The organism is Agrobacterium sp. GW821-FHT14E08 (genome assembly GCF_058803865.1).
The window spans coordinates 83,071-104,480 of record NZ_JBXAPJ010000002.1; the positions used below are offsets into that span (position 1 = coordinate 83,071).

The following is a 21,410-nucleotide window of genomic DNA, read 5'->3' on the forward strand; positions in this document are numbered from 1 at the left end:
GAACTGGAGTGAATGAGTCCGGGTTGTGCCGGTTTACGCTTTGCTATAACGGGGCGTTCGGGAGGAATGTTTTTAACACAAAACAAGAATCAGGTATGGCCGTGACTCCCATCGATCAAGACAAATCCCAGCTCACTGATCTTTCCCAGGAAACCACCCTTTCCCACGCGATTCCGATGAACCGCCGACAGGTTCTGGGCGGTGCGCTCGCCGGGATTGCCGCAGCGGCGCTGCCCTCTTCTCGTCTTCTCGCCAACACGGCTGCCAAGAAGGTCGACGTGCTTCTGATCGGCGGCGGCATCATGAGCGCGACGCTCGGTGTGTGGCTGCGTGAACTCGAACCCACCTGGTCGATGCAGATGCTGGAGCGGCTGGATGGCGTGGCGCTTGAAAGCTCGAACGGCTGGAACAATGCCGGCACCGGCCACTCGGCGCTCGCCGAACTCAACTACACGCCGGAAGACGACAACGGCAACATCAAGATCAGCCAGGCCGTCAACATCAACGAATCCTTCCAGATTTCCCGACAGTTCTGGGCATGGCAGGTGCGTAACGGCGTTTTGAAGAACCCACGCTCCTTCATCAACCACACGCCGCATATGAGCTTCGTCTGGGGTGATGAAAACGTCGCCTATCTGGAAAAGCGATATCAGGCGCTCAAAGCCAGCCCGCTTTTCGCCGGCATGGAATATTCCACCGATCCCGAGCAGATCAAGAAATGGGTGCCGCTGATGATGGAAGGCCGCGATCCTTCCCAGAAGATCGGCGCGACATGGTCGCCGCTCGGCACCGACATGGAATTCGGCGAAATCACCCGGCAATTCGTGTCGCATCTGCAGGGCGACCAGAATTTCGACCTGCAGGTCAATAGCGAGGTTTCCGACATCCAGCGCAATGCCGATGGCAGCTGGCGCGTGACCTACACCAACACCAAGACCGATGCCGAACAGGTGGTGGATGCGAAATTCGTGTTCATCGGCGCCGGCGGCGGCGCGCTGCATCTGTTGCAGATGTCCGGCATTCCGGAAGCCGACGATTATGCCGGCTTCCCGGTGGGCGGCTCGTTCCTCATCAACGAAAACCCTGACGTGACGATGCAGCATCTGGCCAAGGCCTATGGCAAGGCCTCGGTCGGCTCGCCGCCCATGTCGGTTCCGCATCTCGATACACGCGTGCTGGGCGGCAAGCGTGTCATCCTGTTCGGGCCTTTCGCCACCTTCTCGACCAAGTTCCTGAAGGAAGGCTCTTATTTCGATCTCGTCTCCTCCGTGACGACCAGCAATGCCTGGCCGATGGTGCGGGTGGGCATCGATGAATATCCGCTGGTGGAATATCTCGCCGGCCAGCTGATGATGTCGGATGACGACCGTTTTGCCGCGCTGAAGGAATATTTCCCGAATGCCAAGCAGGGCGAATGGCGCCTGTGGCAGGCCGGCCAGCGCGTGCAGATCATCAAGCGCGACGAAGAAAAGGGCGGCGTGCTGCGGCTCGGCACCGAAGTCGTTGCCGCCAAGGACGGCAGCATCGCCGGCCTGCTCGGCGCTTCGCCGGGCGCTTCCACCGCGGCCCCGATCATGCTCAGTGTTCTGGAAAAGGTCTTCAAGGACAAGGTGGCGACGCCTGAATGGCAGGCCAAGATCCGCCAGATCGTGCCGAGCTACGGCACGAAGCTCAATGACGACCCGGAAAAGGTGCAGCAGGAATGGGCCTATACCGCCGAACACCTGCAGCTGCCGACCCCGCCGCAGATCGACCTTGAGGCGCTGAAGGGTGCCGGTGCGGCCCCTGCGGGTGCGCCGGTGAAGAAGGTGCCGGATATCGCGCTTTAAGGCTTGAGTGCGATTTTTAGGATTGGACGCCGCGTGTCTCTGGATGCGCGGCGTTTTTTGTTGGAGGTGACTTCTCCACCCGCACCGGCATCCTCCGGTGCATTGCCATCAGGGCGTCGGAAAAATATCTCGCGCCAAAAACCAATTGGTGGTAATAATTCCTACCAATATCCACGGAGAAATGACATGGCCAACGTTGAAAAGATCAGCGTTTCGATGACACCCCAGCACGCCGAAATCTTGCGTGATGCCGTGGAAAGCGGTGCTTATGCCAGCAGCAGCGAAGTCATTCGCGAAGCGATGCGAGACTGGTCGGCAAAATGGGTTCAACGACGCGACGACATCGCCAAGCTGCGCGCATTGTGGGCTGAGGGCAAAGCCAGTGGCGGTTCAACCGAGGTGGATTTTGACGAGGCGCTCAATGAAGCGCGTGCAGAACTGGCCTCGTTGAAAAATCGTGACCACTAAGCTTGTCTGGACGCCCCGCGCGCGCAGCGATGTGAAGAAAATCTACATCGATATTGGCAAATCACAGCCTCTTGCCGCAGAGCGATATTTCGCTCGGTTCCGCGCCAAAGCGGAGCGCTTGGTTGACCATCCTCATATGGGCGAGCGCCACCCGGAAATTTTTCCGTCCGCCCGTATGCTCGTCGAAGCACCTTATATCATTCTCTACGAAACCGTGCCGGATACCGATGGCGGCGAAATATATTCCGTGGAAATCGTTCGCGTGATTGATGGTCGCCGGGACCTGCGAACGTTGTTCTGACTTTGGAATAGATGGCTGGGGCGCCAGGATTCGAACCTGGGAATGCCGGTACCAAAAACCGGTGCCTTACCGCTTGGCGACGCCCCAACAGGGCAGCGAGGGCGAAACGCCGCTGCCTGAACCGGGCCTGATTAGCAAAGCCTGCCCGGCCCGGCAATGACCCGGCGACTTATTTTTTCACAAAATCCAAGCTTTTTGGATGCCGTGCCTGACATGGCATGTTAGGGCTTAGCGATGGCGCGGCTGAGGCCGTGGCTCTGGGTGGCATGGCATTTTTCAGGAGGTCTCGATGGCGGACCCGGCATTCGATCTCGATTTCCAGCCGGCCTATGGCGAGGCGGTTCCCGTCGCCCCGCTCATTCAGCGCATCACCGTCAACAATCCCTCCGCCTTCACCTTCCATGGCACCAACTCCTATATTGTCGGCGACCGTTCCGTCACCGTCATCGATCCCGGCCCGGAGGATGAGGCGCATTTTCAGGCGCTGATGGCAGCGCTTGATGGCCGCGAGGTCACCCATATCTTCGTCAGCCACACCCATCGCGATCACTCGCCGCTTGCCCGGCGGCTGAAGGAGGCGACCGGGGCGCTGACGGTGGCGGAAGGCCCGCACCGGGCCGCCCGGCCGCTGCATGTGGGGGAGACCAATCCCTTTGCCGAAAGCTCCGATACCGCTTTTGCGCCCGATATCGCGCTTGGCGACGGGCAGAGCCTTTCAGGCGACGGCTGGCAGCTTACCGCGCTGCATACGCCGGGACACACCGCCAACCACGCCGCCTTCGCGCTTGATGGCAGCGGCGTCGTCTTTTCCGCCGATCATGTGATGGCCTGGGCCACCACCATCGTCGCGCCGCCGGATGGGGCGATGAGCGATTACATGGCCTCGCTGGAACGGTTGCTCACCCGCGACGACCGGCTGTTCCTGCCCGGCCATGGCGGCCCGGTCACCGATCCCGCCGCCTTCATGCGGGGCTTGCGCGCCCATCGGCGCATGCGGGAAAAGGCGGTTCTGAAGCGCATCAAGGATGGAGACCGGCGGATCGCCGATATGGTGAAGGTCATCTATGCCAGCACCGACAAGCGCCTGCATGGGGCGGCGGCCCTTTCCGTTCTGGCGCATATCGAAGACCTGATTGAAAAGGGTGAGGTGCGGACGGATGGTGCGCCATCGCTGTTGGGGGAATATTTCCCGGCGTAACGGGTATTTCTGGCACGCGACATTTCAGGGCGCGTTGTGACCTCGCCTCTCACTCTACTTCCTGATTGGATCGAGCGGGTGCCGCCCGTTTCTTCTCTCCGCCGGGGAGAAGGTCGCGGCCACGGGATGGGGGGGGCTAAGCCCCCGAAATTCGGAGAGGGTACCCCCTCATCCGACCCTTCGGGCCACATTCTCCCCCTCGGGGAGAAGAACCAGGCGGCACCCGCCGCTCGCCCTCATCAAGATGAAGCGTAGCGTCAGCGACACATCAATTGTCGTTCAACCCCTGCATTTCCGCATCCAGCGCATCGAGATAGGCTTCGGCAATCGCAGCCCCCATGCCGAGATCGTGCGGGCCATAACGGGAGGCGACGCGGACGTCGACGATGGTGGTTTCCGCCTCTTCCTTGAGGCGGATGAGAATATCGAAACGCAGGCCCCAGATACGCGTGCGGGTTTCGCCCTGCATCAACACCACGCCGCTGCCATTAAAGAAGGTGGGTTGCGGCGCTTCTGCCGGGCGGGCCATGGGCACCGGCACGATGGATGGCAGATCCTCCACCGGCCCTTCTTCGGCGGGCGGCGTCTTGTCCTGTTCGGGAACGCCGGCCGAAGGGGCTTCGACCGCGCCGATAACGCCCCTGGTGTGGGCGATACGAATATTCTGGGCTGCCGCCATTTTTTTGGCGGCGGCATAGATGCGGTCTATCGCACCTTCATAACGGCGTCCGGCGAGGCTGGCATAGGCCTCGGCCTGCGCGTCGCGGTCTTGCCTGGCAATGGTTGCGGGCCGTATCAGCCATTGCTGATTGGCCGCGGGCGTCACCAACCATTCCGGCACATCGGAGAGATCGGTGGAGATGTCGTAAATCTTCGGCTGCTGCCAGTAAAGAAATGCGCCATAACCGACGACGCCGAGCGGCGGGGCCGCGAGAAGCAGCGCCGCCAGCGCCGAAAGGCCACCGCGCGCGCCTTTTGTCCATAGTCGTTCAAGGCCGATCAGCGCCAGAAGCACGGCCACGAGCGCGATGCCAGCGGCGATCATAAGCAGCCCGACAAGATCCGGCGTCGTCAACGGCCCGAAACGGTGAATGCCGCCAGCGATGAGAAAAAGCACAAGCGCCGCAAGACCAAGATAGCGGGAAAGATAGGCTGCAACTGAAAAAGGGCGGACGAAACGCACAGTCATGGAAGCGGATATCCGTAAGATCGCATTGGCGTAAAAACGCTGCACCCGAAATCTGGCAAGGGAATCACCTGCATATGATGTCATAGACCGGATTTGCGGCGAGGAAAACAAAGGAGGAGGCGATGCCTGCGCTAAAGCATGCAAACCCTGCCGTCATGCCGGTCCCCGGAACAAGCCCGAGGATGATCCGGCATCCAACCACGGCGCGCCTGCGCCGTGAGGAGTGAAGCTTTGCGATCAAGGACCTGATCGCGCTGGACCGCTGATCAGGTTGGGGTGACGGACTATGACGCACGACACCGCCGAACCATAGGCACCAGGCCTCCGACGTCAAAGGCGACGATGATCGGAATATTTTTCCGCTTTCCCCCACTTTAAGAGAATAATGCATCGGTAGCGTAACAAATACGCAAGCTCATCCCTTAATTGCTGAGGAAATCGGCGTATTCTCCGTCACTTCCTTCGAGAATGCGTGTAAAACGTGCATCATTCTCGCTTTCTTGCATAAAAAAGAGACACGCCATGTCACAGGCAACGACGCCCGCCCGGTCTTCCGGGCCTAAACCCTTTTATCGCAATTTCGGCTTTCAGGTTCTGATCGCCATGGTCATCGGCCTGCTGCTCGGCCTCGTTGCGCGCAACATCGGTCCGGATGCCGCCGGCAGCCCCAACTGGCTTTCGGTGACGCTGCAGACCATCGGCAGCATTTTCGTGCAGCTTTTGCGCGCGCTGGTTCCGCCGCTGATCTTCACGGCCATCGTTGCCTCCATCGCCAATCTCAAGAACCTCTCCAATGCGGCGAAGCTCGTCTGGCAGACACTCCTCTGGTTTGCCATCACCGCACTGATCGCCGTCGTCATCGGCATCGTGCTCGGCCTCGTCATTCAGCCCGGCGTCAACACGGCGATTGCCAATACGGCAGCGGCGGCCCCTTCTTCCACCGGTTCCTGGCTGGATTTCCTGAAGGGCCTTGTGCCGGCCAATGTCTTCGGCCTCGAAGCGTCTACCAAGCTCAATAATGGCGCGGCCAGCACCTCGTTGAACTTCAACGTGCTGCAGCTGCTCGTCGTCTCGATCGCTTTCGGCGTCGCGGCACTGAAAGCCGGCAAGGCAGCGGAGCCGTTCCTCGCCTTCAACCAGTCGCTGCTCGCCATCGTGCGGAAAATCCTGTGGTGGGTCATTCGCCTCACCCCCATCGGCACCATCGGCCTGCTTGGCCGCGCGGTTGACCAATATGGCTGGACCACGCTGTCGCAGCTCGGCTGGTATGCGGCAGCCGTCTATATCGGTCTGGCACTGGTGCTTTTCGTGGTCTATCCGGCGCTGCTTCTCGCCCATGGCCTGAAGCCATCGCGCTTCTTTGCGGGCGCATGGCCGGCCATCCAGCTCGCCTTCGTGTCGCGTTCCTCCATCGGCACGCTTCCCGTCACCGAAACCGTGACGGAAAAGAGCCTCGGCGTGCCGCGCGAATATGCCGCCTTCTCCGTGCCGCTCGGCGCCACCACCAAGATGGACGGCTGCGCCGCCATCTATCCCGCGATTTCGGCGATCTTCATCGCGCAGTTCTTCCAGGTGCCGCTCGGCATCCAGGAATATGTGCTGATCGTCTTCGTCTCGGTGCTCGGTTCAGCCGCAACCGCCGGCCTCACGGGCGCGGTGGTGATGCTGACGCTGACGCTCTCCACCCTCGGCCTGCCGCTGGAAGGTGTGGGCCTGCTGCTCGCCATCGACCCGATCCTCGATATGGGCCGCACTGCGGTCAACGTCGCCGGCCAGGCGCTGGTGCCCACCATCGTCGCCAAGCGCGAGGGGATTCTGGATGAAGCCGTCTATAACAACGCCAAGGATATCGACGCACTCGATGACCGGGAGGTTGCGGCGGCCTGACATCCGTTCATATGAAGGGCGGTCGCAGTTCTGCGGTCGCCAGCTTTCCAATGCAACTTTCCGCCCCAACGCGGCTTTTCCCCACATGAAAACAGGCGTATCAATCGCGGCAATAAAAGTGCCGTACGGCTGTCATGTTCAAGGGAGAAACAAAATGCGCGTTTCCATCGTCTTCGGTGCGCTTGCCGCCATGCTGGCGCTCACCGCCTGCCAGACGCTGACGCCGGAAGAGCGCCGGGCGCGGGATGAGGCGACATGCCGGGGTTATGGTTTCCGCCCCGGCACGGACCCGATGGCCGGTTGCCTTCTCGATCTGGAAATGGACCGCCGCGCCGACAACCGCGCCTGGCAGGCGCAGATGAACCGCGACATGTTCTACCGGCCGGTGGTGGTCGAACGTCAGATCATCGTCCGACAGAACCCCTGACGGGAATGAAGGCGACATTGCTCGCCACCTTGCCCTCATCCCTCTTCGCCGCCAGCGTTGCCTGCGCCGCGGCCAGGCGGGCGATGGGCACGCGGAAGGGCGAGCAGGACACGTAGTCGAGATCGGCATCCTCGCAGAAATGGATCGAGGCCGGATCGCCGCCATGTTCGCCGCAGATGCCGAGCTTCAGTTCCGGCCGCGTCTGGCGGCCGCGTTCGGCGGCGATGCGGATCAATTCCCCCACGCCGTCGAAATCGAGCGAGATGAACGGGTCGCGCTCGATGATGCCCTTGCGCTGATAGGTATTGATGAAACGCGCCGCATCGTCGCGGGAAATGCCGAAGGTGGTCTGCGTCAAATCGTTGGTGCCGAAGGAGAAAAATTCCGCCGCTTCCGCAATCACATGGGCGCGCAGGGCGGCGCGCGGCAGCTCGATCATGGTGCCAGTGAGATACTCGATCTCCATGCCGGTTTCCTGCGCCACCGCTGCGGCGACGCCGTCGATGACCGCGGTAACGTAATCCAGTTCCGCGCGCAGTCCGACCAGCGGCACCATGATTTCGGGCACGACCGGCGCACCGGTGATACGTGCTGCGGCCACCGCCGCTTCGAAAATGGCGCGCGCCTGCATTTCGGCAATTTCCGGATAGGAAATGGCGAGACGGCAGCCGCGATGGCCGAGCATGGGGTTGAATTCGTGCAGCGCATCCAGCCGCTGGCGGAACACCGTCTGCGGCATGCCCATGGCGGCCGCCACCTCGACAATCTCGCCATCGGTCTTCGGCAGGAATTCGTGTAGCGGCGGATCGAGCAGTCGGATCGTCACCGGCAGGCCATGCATGATCTGGAAAAGTTCGGTGAAATCCGAGCGCTGCATCGGCAGAAGCTCATCGAGCGCCGCCCGCCTGCCCTTTTCGCTTTCGGCGAGGATCATCTCACGCATCACATGGATGCGGTCGCCCTCGAAGAACATATGCTCGGTGCGGCAGAGACCGATGCCCTCGGCGCCAAAGGCACGGGCGGCGCGCGCATCGGCCGGTGTATCGGCATTGGTGCGCACCGTCATGCGGCGCAGCCCGTCGGCCCATTCCATCAGCTTGCCGAAATCGCCCGAGAGTTCCGGCTGCGTCATCGGCACCTCGCCCTTCAGCACCCGGCCGGAAGAACCGTCGATGGTGATGACATCGCCGCGTTTTAGCATGCAGCCGACGCCGATCAGCACCTTGTTGCGCATGTCGACACGCATGGAGCCCGCACCGGTGACGCAGGGAATGCCCATGCCGCGCGCCACCACGGCGGCGTGGCTGGTCATGCCGCCACGCGTGGTCAGAATGCCCTCGGCGGCATGCATGCCGTGAATATCTTCCGGGCTGGTTTCGATGCGCACCAGAATGACGCGACGCCCTTCGGCTTCGGCGGCGACCGCCTCTTCGGAGGTGAAGACGATCTCGCCCGTCGCAGCCCCCGGTGAGGCCGGCAGGCCGGAGCCGATCACCGGGCGGGAAATGCCGGGATCGATGGTCGGGTGCAGCAGCTGGTCCAGCGAGGACGGCTCGATGCGGCAGACGGCTTCCTCCCTGGAAATCAGCCTTTCCTCGACCATATCGACGGCGATCTTCATGGCGGCGCGGGTGGTGCGCTTGCCGGAACGGGTCTGGAGCATCCAGAGCTTGCCGCGCTCGATGGTGAATTCCAGATCCTGCATGTCGCGATAGTGGTTTTCCAACCGCCTGCAGATCGCCAGGAATTCACTGAACGCCTCCGGCATCAGCTTTTCCATGGAAGGCTTGTCGGAGCCGGAGACAAGACGCGCGGCCTCGGTGATGGATTGCGGCGTGCGGATGCCCGCCACCACATCTTCGCCTTGAGCATTGACGAGGAATTCGCCGTAAAGCTCCGCCTCACCCGTCGAAGGGTTGCGGGTGAAAGCGACGCCGGTTGCCGAGGACGAGCCGAGATTGCCGAAGACCATGGCCTGAACGTTGACGGCCGTGCCCCAGTCCCCCGGGATATTGTGCAGATGCCGGTAGGTCACGGCGCGATGGTTGGTCCAGCTGGCGAAGACCGCGCCGATGGCACCCCAGAGCTGCACGTGACAGTCCTGCGGGAAGGCTTCGTCCAGCTCATCCTCGATCAGCTTTTTATAAAGCGAAACGACATGCTGCCATTCGACCGCCGACATATCGGTATCGTATTCGTGGCCGAGGCGGCCTTTCTCGTCCTCGAGAATTTCCTCGAACAATTCGTGGTCGAGGCCCATGACGACATCGGCATACATCTGTATGAAGCGGCGGTAGCTGTCCCAGGCAAAACGCGCGTCACCCGCATCATGGCCCAGCGCTTCCACGGTGCGGTCATTGAGGCCGAGGTTCAAAACCGTGTCCATCATGCCGGGCATGGAGGCGCGTGCGCCTGATCGGACCGACAGAAGCAGCGGCGAGTGGCTGCCGCCGAAGGTCTTGCCGGTCACGGTTTCCATGCCGTGCAGGCCAGCCATGACCTGCAGCTTTAGCTCTTCGGGAAGATCGCGGCCATTCTTGTGATAAAGGGCGCAGGCATCGGTTATGATGGTGAGGCCGGGGGGAACGGGAAGGCCGAGACTTGCCATTTCGGCAAGGTTCGCGCCCTTGCCTCCCAATATCGCAATGTCACCTGCCCTGCCTTCGGCAGCACCGTTGCCGAAGGTATAAACCCACTTTTTCATTCCACGCTCTCCACCCAGAAGCGTTGTCATTTTTCTATCATCTACAGCATTGGCAGCATGTTGGAAACGCCGCAACGTGCAGTTTACATCGCAGTGCAGCATAATTGCGGCGAATTGCGCGCCAGAATTGCCGCAAAAGCAAAATAACAGCGTTGCTGACGCATTCGTGTAGTGCGGAGAAACGGAGTGTTCCCTAAGCCATCCATATCGCCCAAAAAGAGATTATTCATGCAATTTACTCGCCGCCATACGTTGAAATTTGCCGGAATTTCTTGCGCCGCCACAGCCCTTGCCGGCGCGCTCAGAGCAGAAGGCGGCTCGCCGCCCTTGGCAAATGCGGGCGCCGCCCTTCCTTTTGCGCTGACAACCCCGATGCATATCGGCCAGGCGGCGCTTCGGGTCCGCGAACTCGATCCGATGATAGATTATTACCGTTCCGTGCTGGGGCTGAACGAAGTGGAACGCACATCGCGCGGCATGACGCTCGGCGTCGGCACCGTCCCGCTGCTTGATCTCGTCCACAAGCCGGCCGCGGATTACGAAAGTCCCACCTCCGCCGGCCTGTTTCACATCGCCTATCTGATGCCGAGCCGCAAGGACCTGGCGCGCTGGCTGGTGCATGCGGCGCTCAGGCAGGTGCCGCTTTCAGGTTTTGCCGATCACAATGTCAGCGAGGCGATCTATCTCAACGATCCCGAGGGCAACGGCATCGAGGTTTACAGCGACCGGCCGAAGGACACATGGGTCTGGAGCGGGAACGTGGTGAAAATGGGCACCGAACCGCTCGATATCGATGATCTCGTGACACTGACCGATACCAAAAGAAGCGATTATGAGGCTGCCCCGCCGGGAATGCGCATCGGGCACGTTCACCTGCGGGTCGGCGAGATTGCTGGAGCCCGCGCCTTTTATGAAACGGCCGTTGGCCTGCAACCGACGCAGGACGCGCGCTCCGATGCCTCGTTTCTCTCCTCCGGCGGGTATCATCATCATTTGGCGGTGAATACATGGAACAGCCGTGGCGCGAAGGAACGCAACGCCATGGAAACCGGCCTCGACTGGTTCTCACTCGCCGTCAAAAATCCCACCGACCTTGAAGCGCAGAAAACGCGGCTGCGAGCGGCCGGTTACGTGCTGGTGGAGATGGAGAACAATGTCGTGGAGGCGATTGATCCATGGGGCACGCGGCTGCGGCTGGTGCCCGCTTGAGTAGCGGTAAATTTGAGCCCCAGGTGTGCATCGCGGGAAGCGTATAGGGTCAAGACTGACGTAACGGGAGGCTCAAGGCCGACCGGGATTCCCGGCATCCCTCCTTCCGTCATTCCGGCCTTGAGCCGGAATCCAGTCGACGCGCGTCGGCGCGGAGGAGAGCCCCCTTTTCAGCCCAAGGACTTGGGCTGGCTGGATTCCGGCTCAAGGCCGGAATGACGGCAGTGGGCGATACTGGCCCAGAACTACAATCCCAACACCACAGTCCAATTCCCCGGAGTTTTCCTCGCAAAAAAGAAAGCCTTGCGAGGCCACGGCAGCGGCCTCGCAAGGCATTCCATCCGGTACAGGAAACCGGATGGGGGGTCTGGAAAGAACCCTGATCCCTTTCAAGAAGACATAGCAAAACGCTGCGTATTGTCGCCCACCCGAATGGGTGATGCGGCCAGATAAATTCGCGATGGACAAAGCTGGGAGCCGGCCCTGGAAATGAAACTCAGACGGCTTCGCGAAGCTGCTCGGCAGTCTGCAAATCCACGGATACCAGTTGCGAGACGCCCTGTTCGGCCATGGTGACGCCGAAGAGGCGGTTCATGCGCGCCATGGTGATGGGATTGTGGGTGATGATGACGAAGCGGGTTTCGGTGGAGGCCACCATCTCGTCCATCAGGTTGCAGTAACGCTCGACATTGTGGTCGTCCAGCGGCGCATCCACCTCGTCCAGCACGCAGATGGGCGCGGGATTGGTGAGGAAGACCGCGAAGATCAGCGCCATGGCCGTCAGCGCCTGTTCGCCGCCGGACAGCAGCGTCATGGTCTGCGGTTTCTTGCCCGGCGGGCGGGCGAGGATTTCCAGCCCCGCTTCCAGCGGATCGTCGGATTCGATCAGCTGCAATTCCGCCGTGCCGCCGCCGAAGAGATGGGTGAACAGCCGCTGGAACTGCGAATTGACCACATCGAAAGCGGCGATCAGCCGCTCGCGGCCTTCGCGGTTAAGGTTCTGGATGCCGGCGCGCAGCTTGCGCACGGCGTCGATGATGTCGTCGCGCTCCTTGATCAACGCCTCCAGCTTGGCGGAAAGCTCGGCCTGCTCCTCCTCGGCGCGCAGATTGACCGCGCCCAGCCTTTCGCGCTCAATCTTCAGCCGGTCGAGATCGCGCTCGACATCGCGAATATCCGGCTTCGGCTGGTCGGGACCGAGGCCGGTCAGGCGGAAGGCCATATGCGGCTCGGTATTCAGCGTTTCGCGGATGCGATGTTCGGTTTCCTGCCGCTTTTCGCGGGCGGAGACCAGCCGTTCTTCGGCACGGCCGCGCTTTTCGCGGGCTTCGGCCAGTTCCGAAAGCGCCGTTGCGGCCACCCGGTCGGCGGCGCGCTGCAGGTTTTCCGCCTCGGCCAGCCGGTCGGCGGCCTCGCGGCGGGCGTCTTCGGTCTTCTGCAATTCATTGAGCAGGTTGCGGCGTTTCTCGTCGAATTCTTCCGGCGCTATGTCCAGCTCGGCGATTTCCTCGCGCGCCTCTTCCTCGCGTTCGCGCAGCGTGGCGATGTGATCGGCCGCACCTGCCGCACGCGACTGCCAGGTGGAGCGCTCCTGCCCTATCGCCTGAATTCTGCGCTGGCGACTTTCGGCCTCGCGGCTCACACCCTCATGGCGGGCGCGGGCCTCCGCCAGAAGGCCGCGGTCGGTGGCGACTTCAACCTGGCTCTCGCGTAGCCGCAGATCCAGCATGGAAAGATCGGGCGCGTCTTCCATTTCGATGCGGGCGTTTTCTTCCTGAACGGCGATCTCATCGATCTGCGCGCCGATCTGGTTCAGGGCTTCGGACACGATATCGCGCCGGCGCAGCAGATCGCCCGAAGCCCTTTCGGCTGATGTCAGCGCCTCGCGCGCCTCGGCAAGATGGCGGGTCGCAAGACGGCTTCTGTCGCGCACGTCCGAGAGCCGCAATTCGCTGCTTCTGATGTCCTCGGTGCGGGCGGCAAGCTGGTCCTCGGCCTCGTCCAGAATGGAGCGGGCCTCATCCAGTTCTGTCTCGATTTCAGCGAGGCGGTTCTTCTGCGACAGGCGAAGCGCTGCGGCACCCGGCGCATCGGCACTGGCGATGTGACCGTCCCAGCGCAACAGCGCGCCTTCGCGCGTCACCAGCCGCTGGCCAACCTTCAGATGCGGCAGCAGGCGCAGGGCCTCCGCAGTGTTGGCGACGACGCCGATCTGCGCCAAAGCGCGGCGCAGGGCTTCCGGCGCCTGCGCATAATCCAGAAGCGGTTTCGCGCCCTGAGGCAGGGCGGGATCATCCGCGCCATCGCCATTACCGGCCCAATAGGCGGGAGCGGCGGGATCGAGCGGGCTTTCGAGATCGTCGCCGAGGGCGGCACCCAATGCCGCCTCAAAACCGCGCTCCACCGTCATTTCTTCCGCCACCGGTGTAAAGCTGCCATTGGCGGCAGCGCTGGAGGCAAGGATTTTGGCGATGGTGCGTGCTTCCGTATCCAGCGCGTTCAGCCGGTTCCGCGCCGTTTCCAGCGGCGCGCGCGCCAGCGCTTCGGCGGAACGGGCCTCAGCGACGGCGGCTTCGGCTTCCTCCACCACGATCAGGGCATCCTCAACCGCGATCTCCGCCGCCTCGACCGCTTCGCGCCGTTCGGACGGGTCGGGAAGGCCGGAGAGTTTTTCGTCGATGGCATCGATCTCGGCGGACGCCTCCTGCGATTGTCGTTCCAACCTCAGCTTGCGATCGGAAAGATCACGGATCGCCCGCTCCAGTTGCTGGCGGGCGGCGGCTGCTTCGGCTCGTTCGGCGGTAATCGCGGTGAAGATGGCTTCGCTTTCCGCAAGCTTGATAGCCGCAGCTTCAAAGGCTTCGCGCATCTCTTCCGCATGGCGGCCGGAATCGGAGAGGATTTCCAGAAGTTCGGCCTCTTCCTCATCGAGCCGTGCGAGTATCTGGGCATTATCGGAGACCAGCCGTTCCTCGCGGATAATATCCTCGCCAAGCTGCGACAGGCGGCGGGCCAGCTCATCACGGCGGCGCAGCAGGCGGTTCGCCTCGTCGTCCAGCTGGGTGCGGGCGATCTGCAGGCGTTGCAGGGCGGCGGCGACACGGGCCTCATCCTCGCGCAATTCCGGCAGTTTCAGGCTGGCGATTCCCTGCTGCTTGGCCGCCTCCATCTGCGCCTGCGCCTTTTCGGCAACGATATTGGTCGCCTGATTAAGCGCGCTTTCCGCCTCACCTTCGGCTTCCTTGGCCTCCACCCAGCGGATGTGCAGCAGGGTCGCCTCGCGGGCGCGAATATCGGCGGACAGCATCTTGAAACGGTTGGCCTGCCGCGCCTGGCGTTTCAGGCTTTCGATCTGGCTTTCCAGCTGGGCTGTGACGTCTTCCAGCCGCTCCAGATTGGTCTCGGCGGCGCGCAGGCGAAGCTCGGCCTCGTGGCGACGCGAATGCAGGCCGGAAATGCCGGCCGCCTCTTCCAGCAGCTGGCGGCGGGCCTGCGGCTTGGCATTGATGAGCTCGCCGATACGGCCCTGCCCCACCATGGAGGGCGAGCGGGCGCCGGTGGAGGCGTCCGCAAACAGAAGCTGCACATCCTTGGCGCGCGCTTCCTTGCCGTTGATGCGGTAAACGGAGCCGTTTTCGCGCTCGATGCGGCGTGTGACCTGAATTTCATCGGCATCGTTGAAGGCGGCAGGCGCGGTGCGGTCGGAATTGTCGAGGTAAAGGCCGACTTCGGCGGTATTGCGGGCCGGGCGATTGCCGGAACCGGAGAAGATGACGTCATCCATGCCGGATGCGCGCATGTTCTTGTAGGAGTTTTCGCCCATCACCCAGCGCAGCGCTTCGACCAGATTGGACTTGCCGCAGCCATTCGGACCGACAACGCCGGTAAGACCCGGCTCGATGATGAATTCGGAAGGTTCGACGAAGGACTTGAAACCGACGACGCGGAGCTTGTTGAACTTCATGCCGTCATGCTCCGACCGGAAGACAGGCAATAAAAAACGGGCGAACGGAAGTATCCGCCGCCCGTTTCTCTTGGGGTTCGGCGATCAGAGCAGCTTGTCGATGACAGCCGACATGTTTTCAACCGACATGTCTCCCGCATATTTCTTGCCGTTGATGATGAAAGTCGGCGTGGAGTTGACGCCGAATTCCGTCGCACCGCGTTGCATGGTTGCGTTCACATCATCCAGAAGTTTCTGGTTCGTCAAGCAGGCCTCGAAAGACTCCTGTGAGAAACCGGCCATTTTCGACAATTGCAGCAGGGCGGCACGGGCATCCTGTGCCGTGGCCCAGCTCTGCTGCTGCTTGAACAGCATGGAAACGAACGGGAAATACTGACCTTCCGGTGCGCAGCGCGCCAGCATGAAGGCGGCAGCCGCACGCGGATCGAACGGGAATTCGCGGATGACGAAATAGACCTTGCCGGTATCGATATATTTCTTCTTGATCTCGTCAAAGGTCTTGTTGTGGAAGTTGGCGCAATGCGGGCAGGTCATCGACATATATTCGACGATCTTGACGGGTGCGTTGGCATCGCCGAGCGCCGCTTCCGGCAGCGGGCCGGGCTTCAGCACCGCAGCCATATCCACATCACCGGTGGATTCAGGCAGTTCCTGCGCTTCGGCGATACCGGGCGCGAAGGCGAACGGCAGGGCCGTGGCAAGGGCGGCAAGAGCAACGCCGCCGAGAAGGCTGCGACGGGAAATGGTCAGTTCGGGAAAATGCATGAAAGCACCTGTTGGTAATAGACTCTATTGTCCGTTGATTCCGATATAGCGACGGCCTGTTCATCACAAGCGGGGTTTTGAACTCTTCTTGTCAAAGAATTGTGACCAGTCAAGGACGGCGCCGTCACATCAAATCGTCCTGCGCCCCGGCTTTTTCTGCAACACCGCCGTGCCAAGCCTCTCCACCGCCTTGCGCAACGCCTCGCTCTCGATGCCATTCATCATGTCATCGAGACGTTTTGCCGCATCGCCGCGCAGGGGCTGCGGTTTGCGCCTGCGGGTGATGGTTTGCGAGACCGGTTTCTGCACGATCCTGATCTGGCGCACCGCCGGAAAGCCGAAAAAGCCGTTGATGCGGGCGATGAGTTCGCCCTGCGCATGGGTGAGAAACAGGGCGCGCGCGCCTTCGCAGGCAATCGTCAGCACGCCCGGCTGGTAGCCGCCGCGATCCGGCCCCTCGTCGCGGCGCGGCCAGGTGATCTTTTCCGGGCGGGTGCAATCGGCGAAGTCATCACCGGCAATCTCGTCCCAGGAGCCGAGCAGCGCCGTGTTGATGCCCGCCCGTTTCGACAGCACGGGGTCCATGATGCCATTGGCGACTTCGGCGATCTGCACGACGCCTTTGCGGAATGAATCTGCGGGTTTCTTCATGCTCTCCTCGACAGAGGCCAATTGACCTCAAGCGGTCGCGCCATCGTCATCTTCTTCGCCGCGCAACAGCGCCCGGAATCGCCGCCAGTCCCGGCAGGCGCCCAAGCGTATCATTCTGACCGCCAAACATCCAAAGAGGAAATATCCGCCAGCCAAAATCTTCAGATGTCCTATTCCCGGCTTATCCGAGATAGCGGCGATCACCAACATGCAGATCAGCACGACGGACAGGTATATCCACAGGCCGTGGCAGAAAATCGCCCAGAAACCGGATTCGAGAATACGAAAACGGCGGGAGGGCTTTCCCCGCATCTTTTCCAGCTGGCGGATTTCGCGGATCAGGCGCGCCACCACAAAGGCCACGCTGTTCTCATGCCCGAAACACAGCCGGCCGATATGGTTCAGCAACCACCCTATCAGGCACAGGGCCAGCAAAACTCCGATAGTGTACTGGAGCGGCGGGGGTATCATTTCCAGCAGCGCGTTTGGCATGGGTTCGTTCCTCCTGAATCGAATGGGGGAATTCTACGTCAGGGCGCTCATTGCAGGATACGGTTTTCCACGCCGTCGCAACGGGTATCCTGTTGCAGATTGCCGCGCCGTCTCTATGTTCAGCGGCGATGAACACAGATGCGCGACAACACATATCCCATCCGACAGCGGAACAACTTCTCGCATGGTATGACCGGCACCATCGCGAACTGCCATGGCGCACGTCCCCCGCCATGGCGGCACGGGGAAAACGCGCCGATCCCTATCATGTCTGGCTGTCGGAGGTCATGCTGCAGCAGACGACGGTGCAGGCGGTCAAACCCTATTTCCTGAAGTTTCTCGCCGCCTGGCCAAGCGTCAGCGATCTGGCCGCGGCGCCGGTCGAAGACGTCATGGCAGCCTGGGCGGGGCTCGGTTATTACGCCCGCGCCCGCAACCTTAAAAAATGCGCCGAAGCCGTGGCGCGCGAGCATGGCGGCGTCTTTCCGGATACCGAAGAGGGTCTGAAGCAACTGCCCGGCATCGGCGATTATACATCGGCCGCCGTCGCGGCCATCGCGTTCAACCGGCAGGCGGCGGTGATGGACGGCAATGTGGAGCGCGTCATCTCCCGCCTCTTCGCGATCGATGCTCCCCTGCCCGGCTCAAAGCCCGCCATGAAAGCGAAGGTGGCCGCGCTTACCCCTTCCGACCGGCCCGGCGATTTCGCCCAGGCGATGATGGATCTCGGCGCAACGATCTGCACGCCGAAACGGCCGGCCTGCGCGCTCTGTCCGTTCAACGGCCACTGTCTTGCGCTTGCCCATGACGAGCCGGAGCGTTTTCCGGTCAAGGCGGCGAAGAAGGCAAAGCCGGTGCGGCTCGGGGCCGCCTTCGTGGCGGTGAATGCGAGCGGTGAAATCCTGCTCCGGCGGCGCATCGAAAGCGGGCTTCTCGGCGGCATGACCGAGGTGCCGACAACGGCATGGACCGCGCGCATGGACGGCGGCACGGAGGCGAGCCATGCGCCTTTTGCCGCCGGTTGGCAGGCGGCGGGCGTCATCGTGCATGTCTTCACCCATTTCGAACTGCGGCTCACCGTCTATCGCGCGCAGGTGCCGGATAGCCTCAAAACCGGGCCGGATGACGGATGGTGGGAGCCGGTTACAAATCTTGACGCACAGGCGTTGCCAACGGTGATGAAAAAAGTCATCGCCCAAGCTATTCCATCCGCATTCGATGAACGCAGGAAATTTCGATGACTAAGATTGAGCATATCGTATTCGACATCGGTAAGGTGTTGATCCATTACGATCCGCATATTCCCTATAGCCGCCTCATTCCCGATGCCGACGAGCGCAAATGGTTCTTCGAAAACGTCTGCACCCATGACTGGAACCTCGAACAGGATCGCGGACGCCGCTGGGAGGATGCCGAGGCGTTGCTGATGGAACAGTTTCCGGAACGGGAAGAGCATATCCGCGCCTTCCGCAAGTTCTGGCACGAGATGGTCTCGCATTCCTATGACGACAGCGTCGCCATCATGGTTGCCCTGATCGACAGCGGCCATGACGTGACGATGCTGACCAACTTCGCCTCCGACACGTTTCGCGAGGCGCAGAAGATGTTTCCCTTCCTGACGCTGCCGCGCGGCGTGACGGTCTCCGGCGACGTCAAGCTCCTGAAACCGGATGTGGCGATCTACGATCTGCACGCGAAGGAATTCGGCCTTAACCCCGCCGCCAGCATTTTCATCGACGATACATTGGTGAATGTGGAAGGTGCTAAGGCTGCGGGCTGGCAGGCGGTGCATTTTACCGGTGCCGAGAAGCTGAAGCAGGACCTGCGGGCGCACGGTGTGGATGTCTGAGAATGATGGAACGGGCAGCTCCGATGGAGTTGCCCGTTCCTTGCGGTTTTCCCGAAAGCCGGGGCTCAGCCCCTTGCGAAGGGGATGGCGACATAGGTTTGCGAATCGCCGCGCTGGATGAGCAGCAGAACGGATTTGCGACCTGCCTTGCCCGCCTGCGCAATCGCAGCCTTGGCGTCACCCGCCGATTTCACCTTCGCCTGATTGACCGAGACGATCACGTCGCCCGCCTGCAAGCCGGCCTCGGCGGCGGGTTTCGAGGGCGCGACACTTTCGACGATAGCACCCTTTTCATCCTGCGGCAGGCTGAGGGCTTCGCGGACCGCCGGGGTGATGTCGGCCAGCCCGATCCCGATCATCGGCAGGGACTGCGATGAGGCGTCGCCTTTCTGCTGACCGTTATCCGCGGAGGATTGCGCGCTCTGGCCTTCATTGCCTCCCACGGTCAGAAGCAGGTCCCTGCTTTCTCCCTGGCGCCAGACAGTGACATGTTCCTTCTGGCCGGGCGACAGATCGGCAACCATGCGCGACAGGTCGCGCGGCGACTTGATCGCCTGTCCACCCAGAGAGGTAATGACATCACCACTCTTGATGCCGGCCCGGCCTGCCGGCGTGCCGGTGTCGACCCTGGCGACCAGCGCGCCCTCCGCTGCCGTCAGACCGATGGCATTGGCCACGTCAGGCGTCACCGGCTGTATCTGGACACCGATGAAGCCATGCTGGATCGACCCATCCTTCATGAGGCGGACGACGACATTCTGGGCCTGATCGGAGGGAATGGCGAAACCGACACCGACGCTGCCGCCATTCGGCGAATAGATCGCGGTGTTGATGCCGACCACCTTGCCTTCGACATCGACCAGCGGGCCACCGGAGTTGCCGTGGTTGATCGGCGCGTCGATCTGGATGAAGTCGTCATAGGGCCCGCTGTGCAGATCGCGGCCACGGGCAGAAACGATGCCGGCCGTGACCGTGGTGCCGATGCCGAACGGATTGCCGATGGCAAGGATCTGATCGCCGGCCTTGAGCCTGTCCGAGTCACCCCAGGAAATGACCGCGAGCGGTCTGGGAGAAACCACTTTCAAGACGGCGAGATCGGATTTCGGATCGGCGCCGACAAGCTTGGCGGGAAGCTCGGTGCCATCATCCAGCGTCACCTTGATGGCGGTGGCATTATCGATGACATGATTATTGGTGACGATATAACCGTCCGGCGAGATGATGAAGCCGGAACCCAGCGCTTCCGCAGTCTGCGACTGGCGCTGCTGCGGCTGCTGTTGCGGCATGGGAATGCCCTGCTCGCCGAAGAACTGGCGGAACTGCTGGTCGAACGGCGTCGTATCGTCCGTCGCCTGTTCCTGCGTTTTCATTTCGGTGGTGATGGTCACCACCGCCGGCTTGTCGGCGGCGACGATACCGGCGAAGGAGCCGCCCGAGGTCACGGGACCGGGGATGGCCGATAATCCGGCCTGGGCGAAAGCGGGTGCGTTGTGCAGAAAGACGGGCATCGCAAGCGGTGCGGCGACAAAGGCCGCGCCAAGCAAAGCCGCGATGCGATATCTGCGAAGAATACTGGTCATGACGTTTCTCCTTTCGAGGGCATGCTTGCGGCCGTGACGGTCAGGGGAGCAGGCGGACCGGCACCCAATGCAGCCGGCAGGCGCATGGTTTTGAGTTTCCAATCGTTCTTTCGAAATCCGCACGACCCCGTGGGGAAATCCTGGAGCCGGAGGGCGGGTTCGTGCCCCGTCACCGCTCTCCGGCGCGATCTGCGGCAGCATGGCCGATCCTCGTCAGGTGAGGACCGCAGGCCTCTGTCAGCTCATGCGGACGATGTTCCGATCAAGTTGCCGGACTTCGCCCTGAAGGGTGTTAAATGCCTTCATGGGAAGGTAGCCACGATGCATGTCGGCGGTTTTGAGTGCCTGAGTGCGGATTGCGGACGATTCATTTTCGAGCCGGTTGAAAGCGCCTGCGCTCAACCTGCCCTGCTGGCGTTCGAAATCGATGCGGTGGTCGGCGACACGCAGCTCATGAAGCACACGAACCAGATGCGGTCTCTGCCCGTAAGCGGCGGGACCGGTATAGTTCATGTACATGTCATTCATGAACAGGTCGTCATCGTTGTGGCGGAAGAAATGTCTGCCGCCCCGGTCGACATCATGAGACCGTTCACTGTGCATTCCGCCGGAGCCGGAATGCTCGCCATGCGAATGTCCGGCCGCGAAAGCGCCGCCCGTGGCCGTCGCCAGAATGAAGGATGCTATTGTGACTGTCTTGAAAAGCGAGCGCATGGCACGCCTCCTTGTTCATCGCGGGCAATGGCCCGCGAATCCGGCTGTCTCGCATCGTCGCGTCGCGATCTTTTTGGGTCGCCGGCGACACTCAGCCTGGAAGAATATGTACTCCCCGCCATGTATAGCGTCACGTTAATCTTCCGTAACGCGCAGGACATCTATCGTTAAGGCTGGGGAACC

The 21,410-nt window shown here is 61.8% G+C and carries 17 protein-coding genes and 1 tRNA gene; 9 read left to right on the forward strand and 9 right to left on the reverse strand.

What is annotated here, in order from left to right; all coding sequences use genetic code 11:
• Positions 1 to 95 precede the first annotated feature (95 nt).
• From mqo to AC1ROR_RS09205, 3 genes are all read left to right on the forward strand, one after another.
• Positions 96 to 1,829: a malate dehydrogenase (quinone) gene (mqo, locus tag AC1ROR_RS09195; protein ID WP_498589239.1), complete on the forward strand. Its 1,734-nt coding sequence runs from the start codon at positions 96 to 98 to the stop codon at positions 1,827 to 1,829.
• A gap of 186 nt (positions 1,830 to 2,015) precedes the next feature.
• Positions 2,016 to 2,297, forward strand: a complete 282-nt coding sequence (locus AC1ROR_RS09200) for a type II toxin-antitoxin system ParD family antitoxin (RefSeq protein ID WP_035259884.1) — start codon at positions 2,016 to 2,018, stop codon at positions 2,295 to 2,297.
• Positions 2,287 to 2,598, forward strand: coding sequence for a type II toxin-antitoxin system RelE/ParE family toxin (locus tag AC1ROR_RS09205; protein WP_216330916.1), 312 nt, complete (start codon positions 2,287 to 2,289; stop codon positions 2,596 to 2,598). The genes AC1ROR_RS09200 and AC1ROR_RS09205 overlap by 11 nt, the downstream gene beginning before the upstream one ends.
• Positions 2,599 to 2,610: 12 nt before the next feature.
• Here the strand turns inward: AC1ROR_RS09205 and AC1ROR_RS09210 are convergent.
• Positions 2,611 to 2,685, reverse strand: a tRNA-Gln gene (locus AC1ROR_RS09210).
• 202 nt (positions 2,686 to 2,887) lie between these two features.
• On the opposite strand from AC1ROR_RS09210, the gene AC1ROR_RS09215 reads away from it, so the two are divergent.
• Positions 2,888 to 3,796, forward strand: a complete 909-nt coding sequence (locus AC1ROR_RS09215; RefSeq protein ID WP_498589240.1) for an MBL fold metallo-hydrolase — start codon at positions 2,888 to 2,890, stop codon at positions 3,794 to 3,796.
• A 268-nt stretch (positions 3,797 to 4,064) separates the two neighbouring features.
• On the opposite strand, the gene AC1ROR_RS09220 is transcribed toward AC1ROR_RS09215, so the two are convergent.
• A complete protein-coding gene (locus AC1ROR_RS09220) occupies positions 4,065 to 4,985 on the reverse strand; it encodes a DUF1499 domain-containing protein (protein ID WP_080836496.1) in 921 nt (306 codons plus the stop codon).
• A 522-nt stretch (positions 4,986 to 5,507) separates the two neighbouring features.
• Between AC1ROR_RS09220 and AC1ROR_RS09225 the strand changes: the two genes are divergently transcribed.
• Complete coding sequence (locus tag AC1ROR_RS09225) at positions 5,508 to 6,872, forward strand: dicarboxylate/amino acid:cation symporter (protein ID WP_498589241.1); 1,365 nt, start codon at positions 5,508 to 5,510, stop codon at positions 6,870 to 6,872.
• A 154-nt stretch (positions 6,873 to 7,026) separates the two neighbouring features.
• Positions 7,027 to 7,299 (forward strand): hypothetical protein, encoded by a 273-nt coding sequence (locus AC1ROR_RS09230; RefSeq protein WP_003494297.1) that lies wholly within the window; start codon positions 7,027 to 7,029, stop codon positions 7,297 to 7,299.
• Here the strand turns inward: AC1ROR_RS09230 and ppdK are convergent.
• Complete coding sequence (ppdK, locus tag AC1ROR_RS09235) at positions 7,277 to 10,003, reverse strand: pyruvate, phosphate dikinase (RefSeq protein WP_498589242.1); 2,727 nt, start codon at positions 10,001 to 10,003, stop codon at positions 7,277 to 7,279. The genes AC1ROR_RS09230 and ppdK overlap by 23 nt on opposite strands.
• Before the next feature lie 228 nt (positions 10,004 to 10,231).
• Here ppdK and AC1ROR_RS09240 point away from each other — a divergent pair, with 228 nt between their 5' ends.
• On the forward strand, positions 10,232 to 11,212 hold the full coding sequence (locus AC1ROR_RS09240; protein WP_498589243.1) for a VOC family protein: 981 nt from the start codon (positions 10,232 to 10,234) through the stop codon (positions 11,210 to 11,212).
• A gap of 496 nt (positions 11,213 to 11,708) precedes the next feature.
• Here AC1ROR_RS09240 and AC1ROR_RS09245 read toward each other — a convergent pair whose 3' ends face one another.
• The 4 genes from AC1ROR_RS09245 to AC1ROR_RS09260 all read right to left on the reverse strand — a co-directional run bounded on the left by AC1ROR_RS09245 (position 11,709) and on the right by AC1ROR_RS09260 (position 17,084).
• Complete coding sequence (locus tag AC1ROR_RS09245) at positions 11,709 to 15,176, reverse strand: chromosome segregation SMC family protein (RefSeq protein WP_498589244.1); 3,468 nt, start codon at positions 15,174 to 15,176, stop codon at positions 11,709 to 11,711.
• An 84-nt stretch (positions 15,177 to 15,260) separates the two neighbouring features.
• Complete coding sequence (locus AC1ROR_RS09250) at positions 15,261 to 15,941, reverse strand: DsbA family protein (protein WP_498589245.1); 681 nt, start codon at positions 15,939 to 15,941, stop codon at positions 15,261 to 15,263.
• A gap of 129 nt (positions 15,942 to 16,070) precedes the next feature.
• Complete coding sequence (locus AC1ROR_RS09255) at positions 16,071 to 16,592, reverse strand: DUF721 domain-containing protein (RefSeq protein WP_035218512.1); 522 nt, start codon at positions 16,590 to 16,592, stop codon at positions 16,071 to 16,073.
• 27 nt (positions 16,593 to 16,619) lie between these two features.
• Entirely contained in the window at positions 16,620 to 17,084 is a 465-nt protein-coding gene (locus tag AC1ROR_RS09260; RefSeq protein ID WP_035218515.1) for a hypothetical protein, read from the reverse strand.
• Between the two features lie 128 nt (positions 17,085 to 17,212).
• Here AC1ROR_RS09260 and mutY point away from each other — a divergent pair, with 128 nt between their 5' ends.
• Both mutY and AC1ROR_RS09270 read left to right on the forward strand, forming a co-directional pair.
• A complete protein-coding gene (gene mutY, locus AC1ROR_RS09265) occupies positions 17,213 to 18,325 on the forward strand; it encodes an A/G-specific adenine glycosylase (protein ID WP_080833721.1) in 1,113 nt (370 codons plus the stop codon).
• Positions 18,322 to 18,933 carry an HAD family hydrolase gene (locus AC1ROR_RS09270; protein ID WP_080833719.1) on the forward strand — a complete coding sequence of 204 codons (612 nt, stop codon included), beginning with the start codon at positions 18,322 to 18,324 and terminating at the stop codon, positions 18,931 to 18,933. The genes mutY and AC1ROR_RS09270 overlap by 4 nt, the downstream gene beginning before the upstream one ends.
• Before the next feature lie 65 nt (positions 18,934 to 18,998).
• Here the strand turns inward: AC1ROR_RS09270 and AC1ROR_RS09275 are convergent, their stop codons facing one another.
• Positions 18,999 to 20,513 carry a DegQ family serine endoprotease gene (locus tag AC1ROR_RS09275; protein WP_498589246.1) on the reverse strand — a complete coding sequence of 505 codons (1,515 nt, stop codon included), beginning with the start codon at positions 20,511 to 20,513 and terminating at the stop codon, positions 18,999 to 19,001.
• 237 nt (positions 20,514 to 20,750) lie between these two features.
• Complete coding sequence (locus AC1ROR_RS09280; protein ID WP_498589247.1) at positions 20,751 to 21,227, reverse strand: hypothetical protein; 477 nt, start codon at positions 21,225 to 21,227, stop codon at positions 20,751 to 20,753.
• Positions 21,228 to 21,410 lie beyond the last annotated feature (183 nt).

Coding starts and splice junctions, on each gene's coding strand:
- AC1ROR_RS09225 (WP_498589241.1), top strand. CDS start 5,508: ATGTCACAGGCAACGACGCCCGCCCGGTCTTCCGGGCCTAAACCCTTT.
- AC1ROR_RS09270 (WP_080833719.1), top strand. CDS start 18,322: ATGACTAAGATTGAGCATATCGTATTCGACATCGGTAAGGTGTTGATC.
- AC1ROR_RS09280 (WP_498589247.1), bottom strand. CDS start 21,227: ATGCGCTCGCTTTTCAAGACAGTCACAATAGCATCCTTCATTCTGGCG.
- AC1ROR_RS09230 (WP_003494297.1), top strand. CDS start 7,027: ATGCGCGTTTCCATCGTCTTCGGTGCGCTTGCCGCCATGCTGGCGCTC.
- AC1ROR_RS09215 (WP_498589240.1), top strand. CDS start 2,888: ATGGCGGACCCGGCATTCGATCTCGATTTCCAGCCGGCCTATGGCGAG.
- AC1ROR_RS09250 (WP_498589245.1), bottom strand. CDS start 15,941: ATGCATTTTCCCGAACTGACCATTTCCCGTCGCAGCCTTCTCGGCGGC.
- ppdK (WP_498589242.1), bottom strand. CDS start 10,003: ATGAAAAAGTGGGTTTATACCTTCGGCAACGGTGCTGCCGAAGGCAGG.
- AC1ROR_RS09260 (WP_035218515.1), bottom strand. CDS start 17,084: ATGCCAAACGCGCTGCTGGAAATGATACCCCCGCCGCTCCAGTACACT.
- AC1ROR_RS09240 (WP_498589243.1), top strand. CDS start 10,232: ATGCAATTTACTCGCCGCCATACGTTGAAATTTGCCGGAATTTCTTGC.
- mqo (WP_498589239.1), top strand. CDS start 96: ATGGCCGTGACTCCCATCGATCAAGACAAATCCCAGCTCACTGATCTT.
- AC1ROR_RS09245 (WP_498589244.1), bottom strand. CDS start 15,176: ATGAAGTTCAACAAGCTCCGCGTCGTCGGTTTCAAGTCCTTCGTCGAA.
- AC1ROR_RS09275 (WP_498589246.1), bottom strand. CDS start 20,513: ATGACCAGTATTCTTCGCAGATATCGCATCGCGGCTTTGCTTGGCGCG.
- mutY (WP_080833721.1), top strand. CDS start 17,213: ATGAACACAGATGCGCGACAACACATATCCCATCCGACAGCGGAACAA.
- AC1ROR_RS09220 (WP_080836496.1), bottom strand. CDS start 4,985: ATGACTGTGCGTTTCGTCCGCCCTTTTTCAGTTGCAGCCTATCTTTCC.
- AC1ROR_RS09200 (WP_035259884.1), top strand. CDS start 2,016: ATGGCCAACGTTGAAAAGATCAGCGTTTCGATGACACCCCAGCACGCC.
- AC1ROR_RS09255 (WP_035218512.1), bottom strand. CDS start 16,592: ATGAAGAAACCCGCAGATTCATTCCGCAAAGGCGTCGTGCAGATCGCC.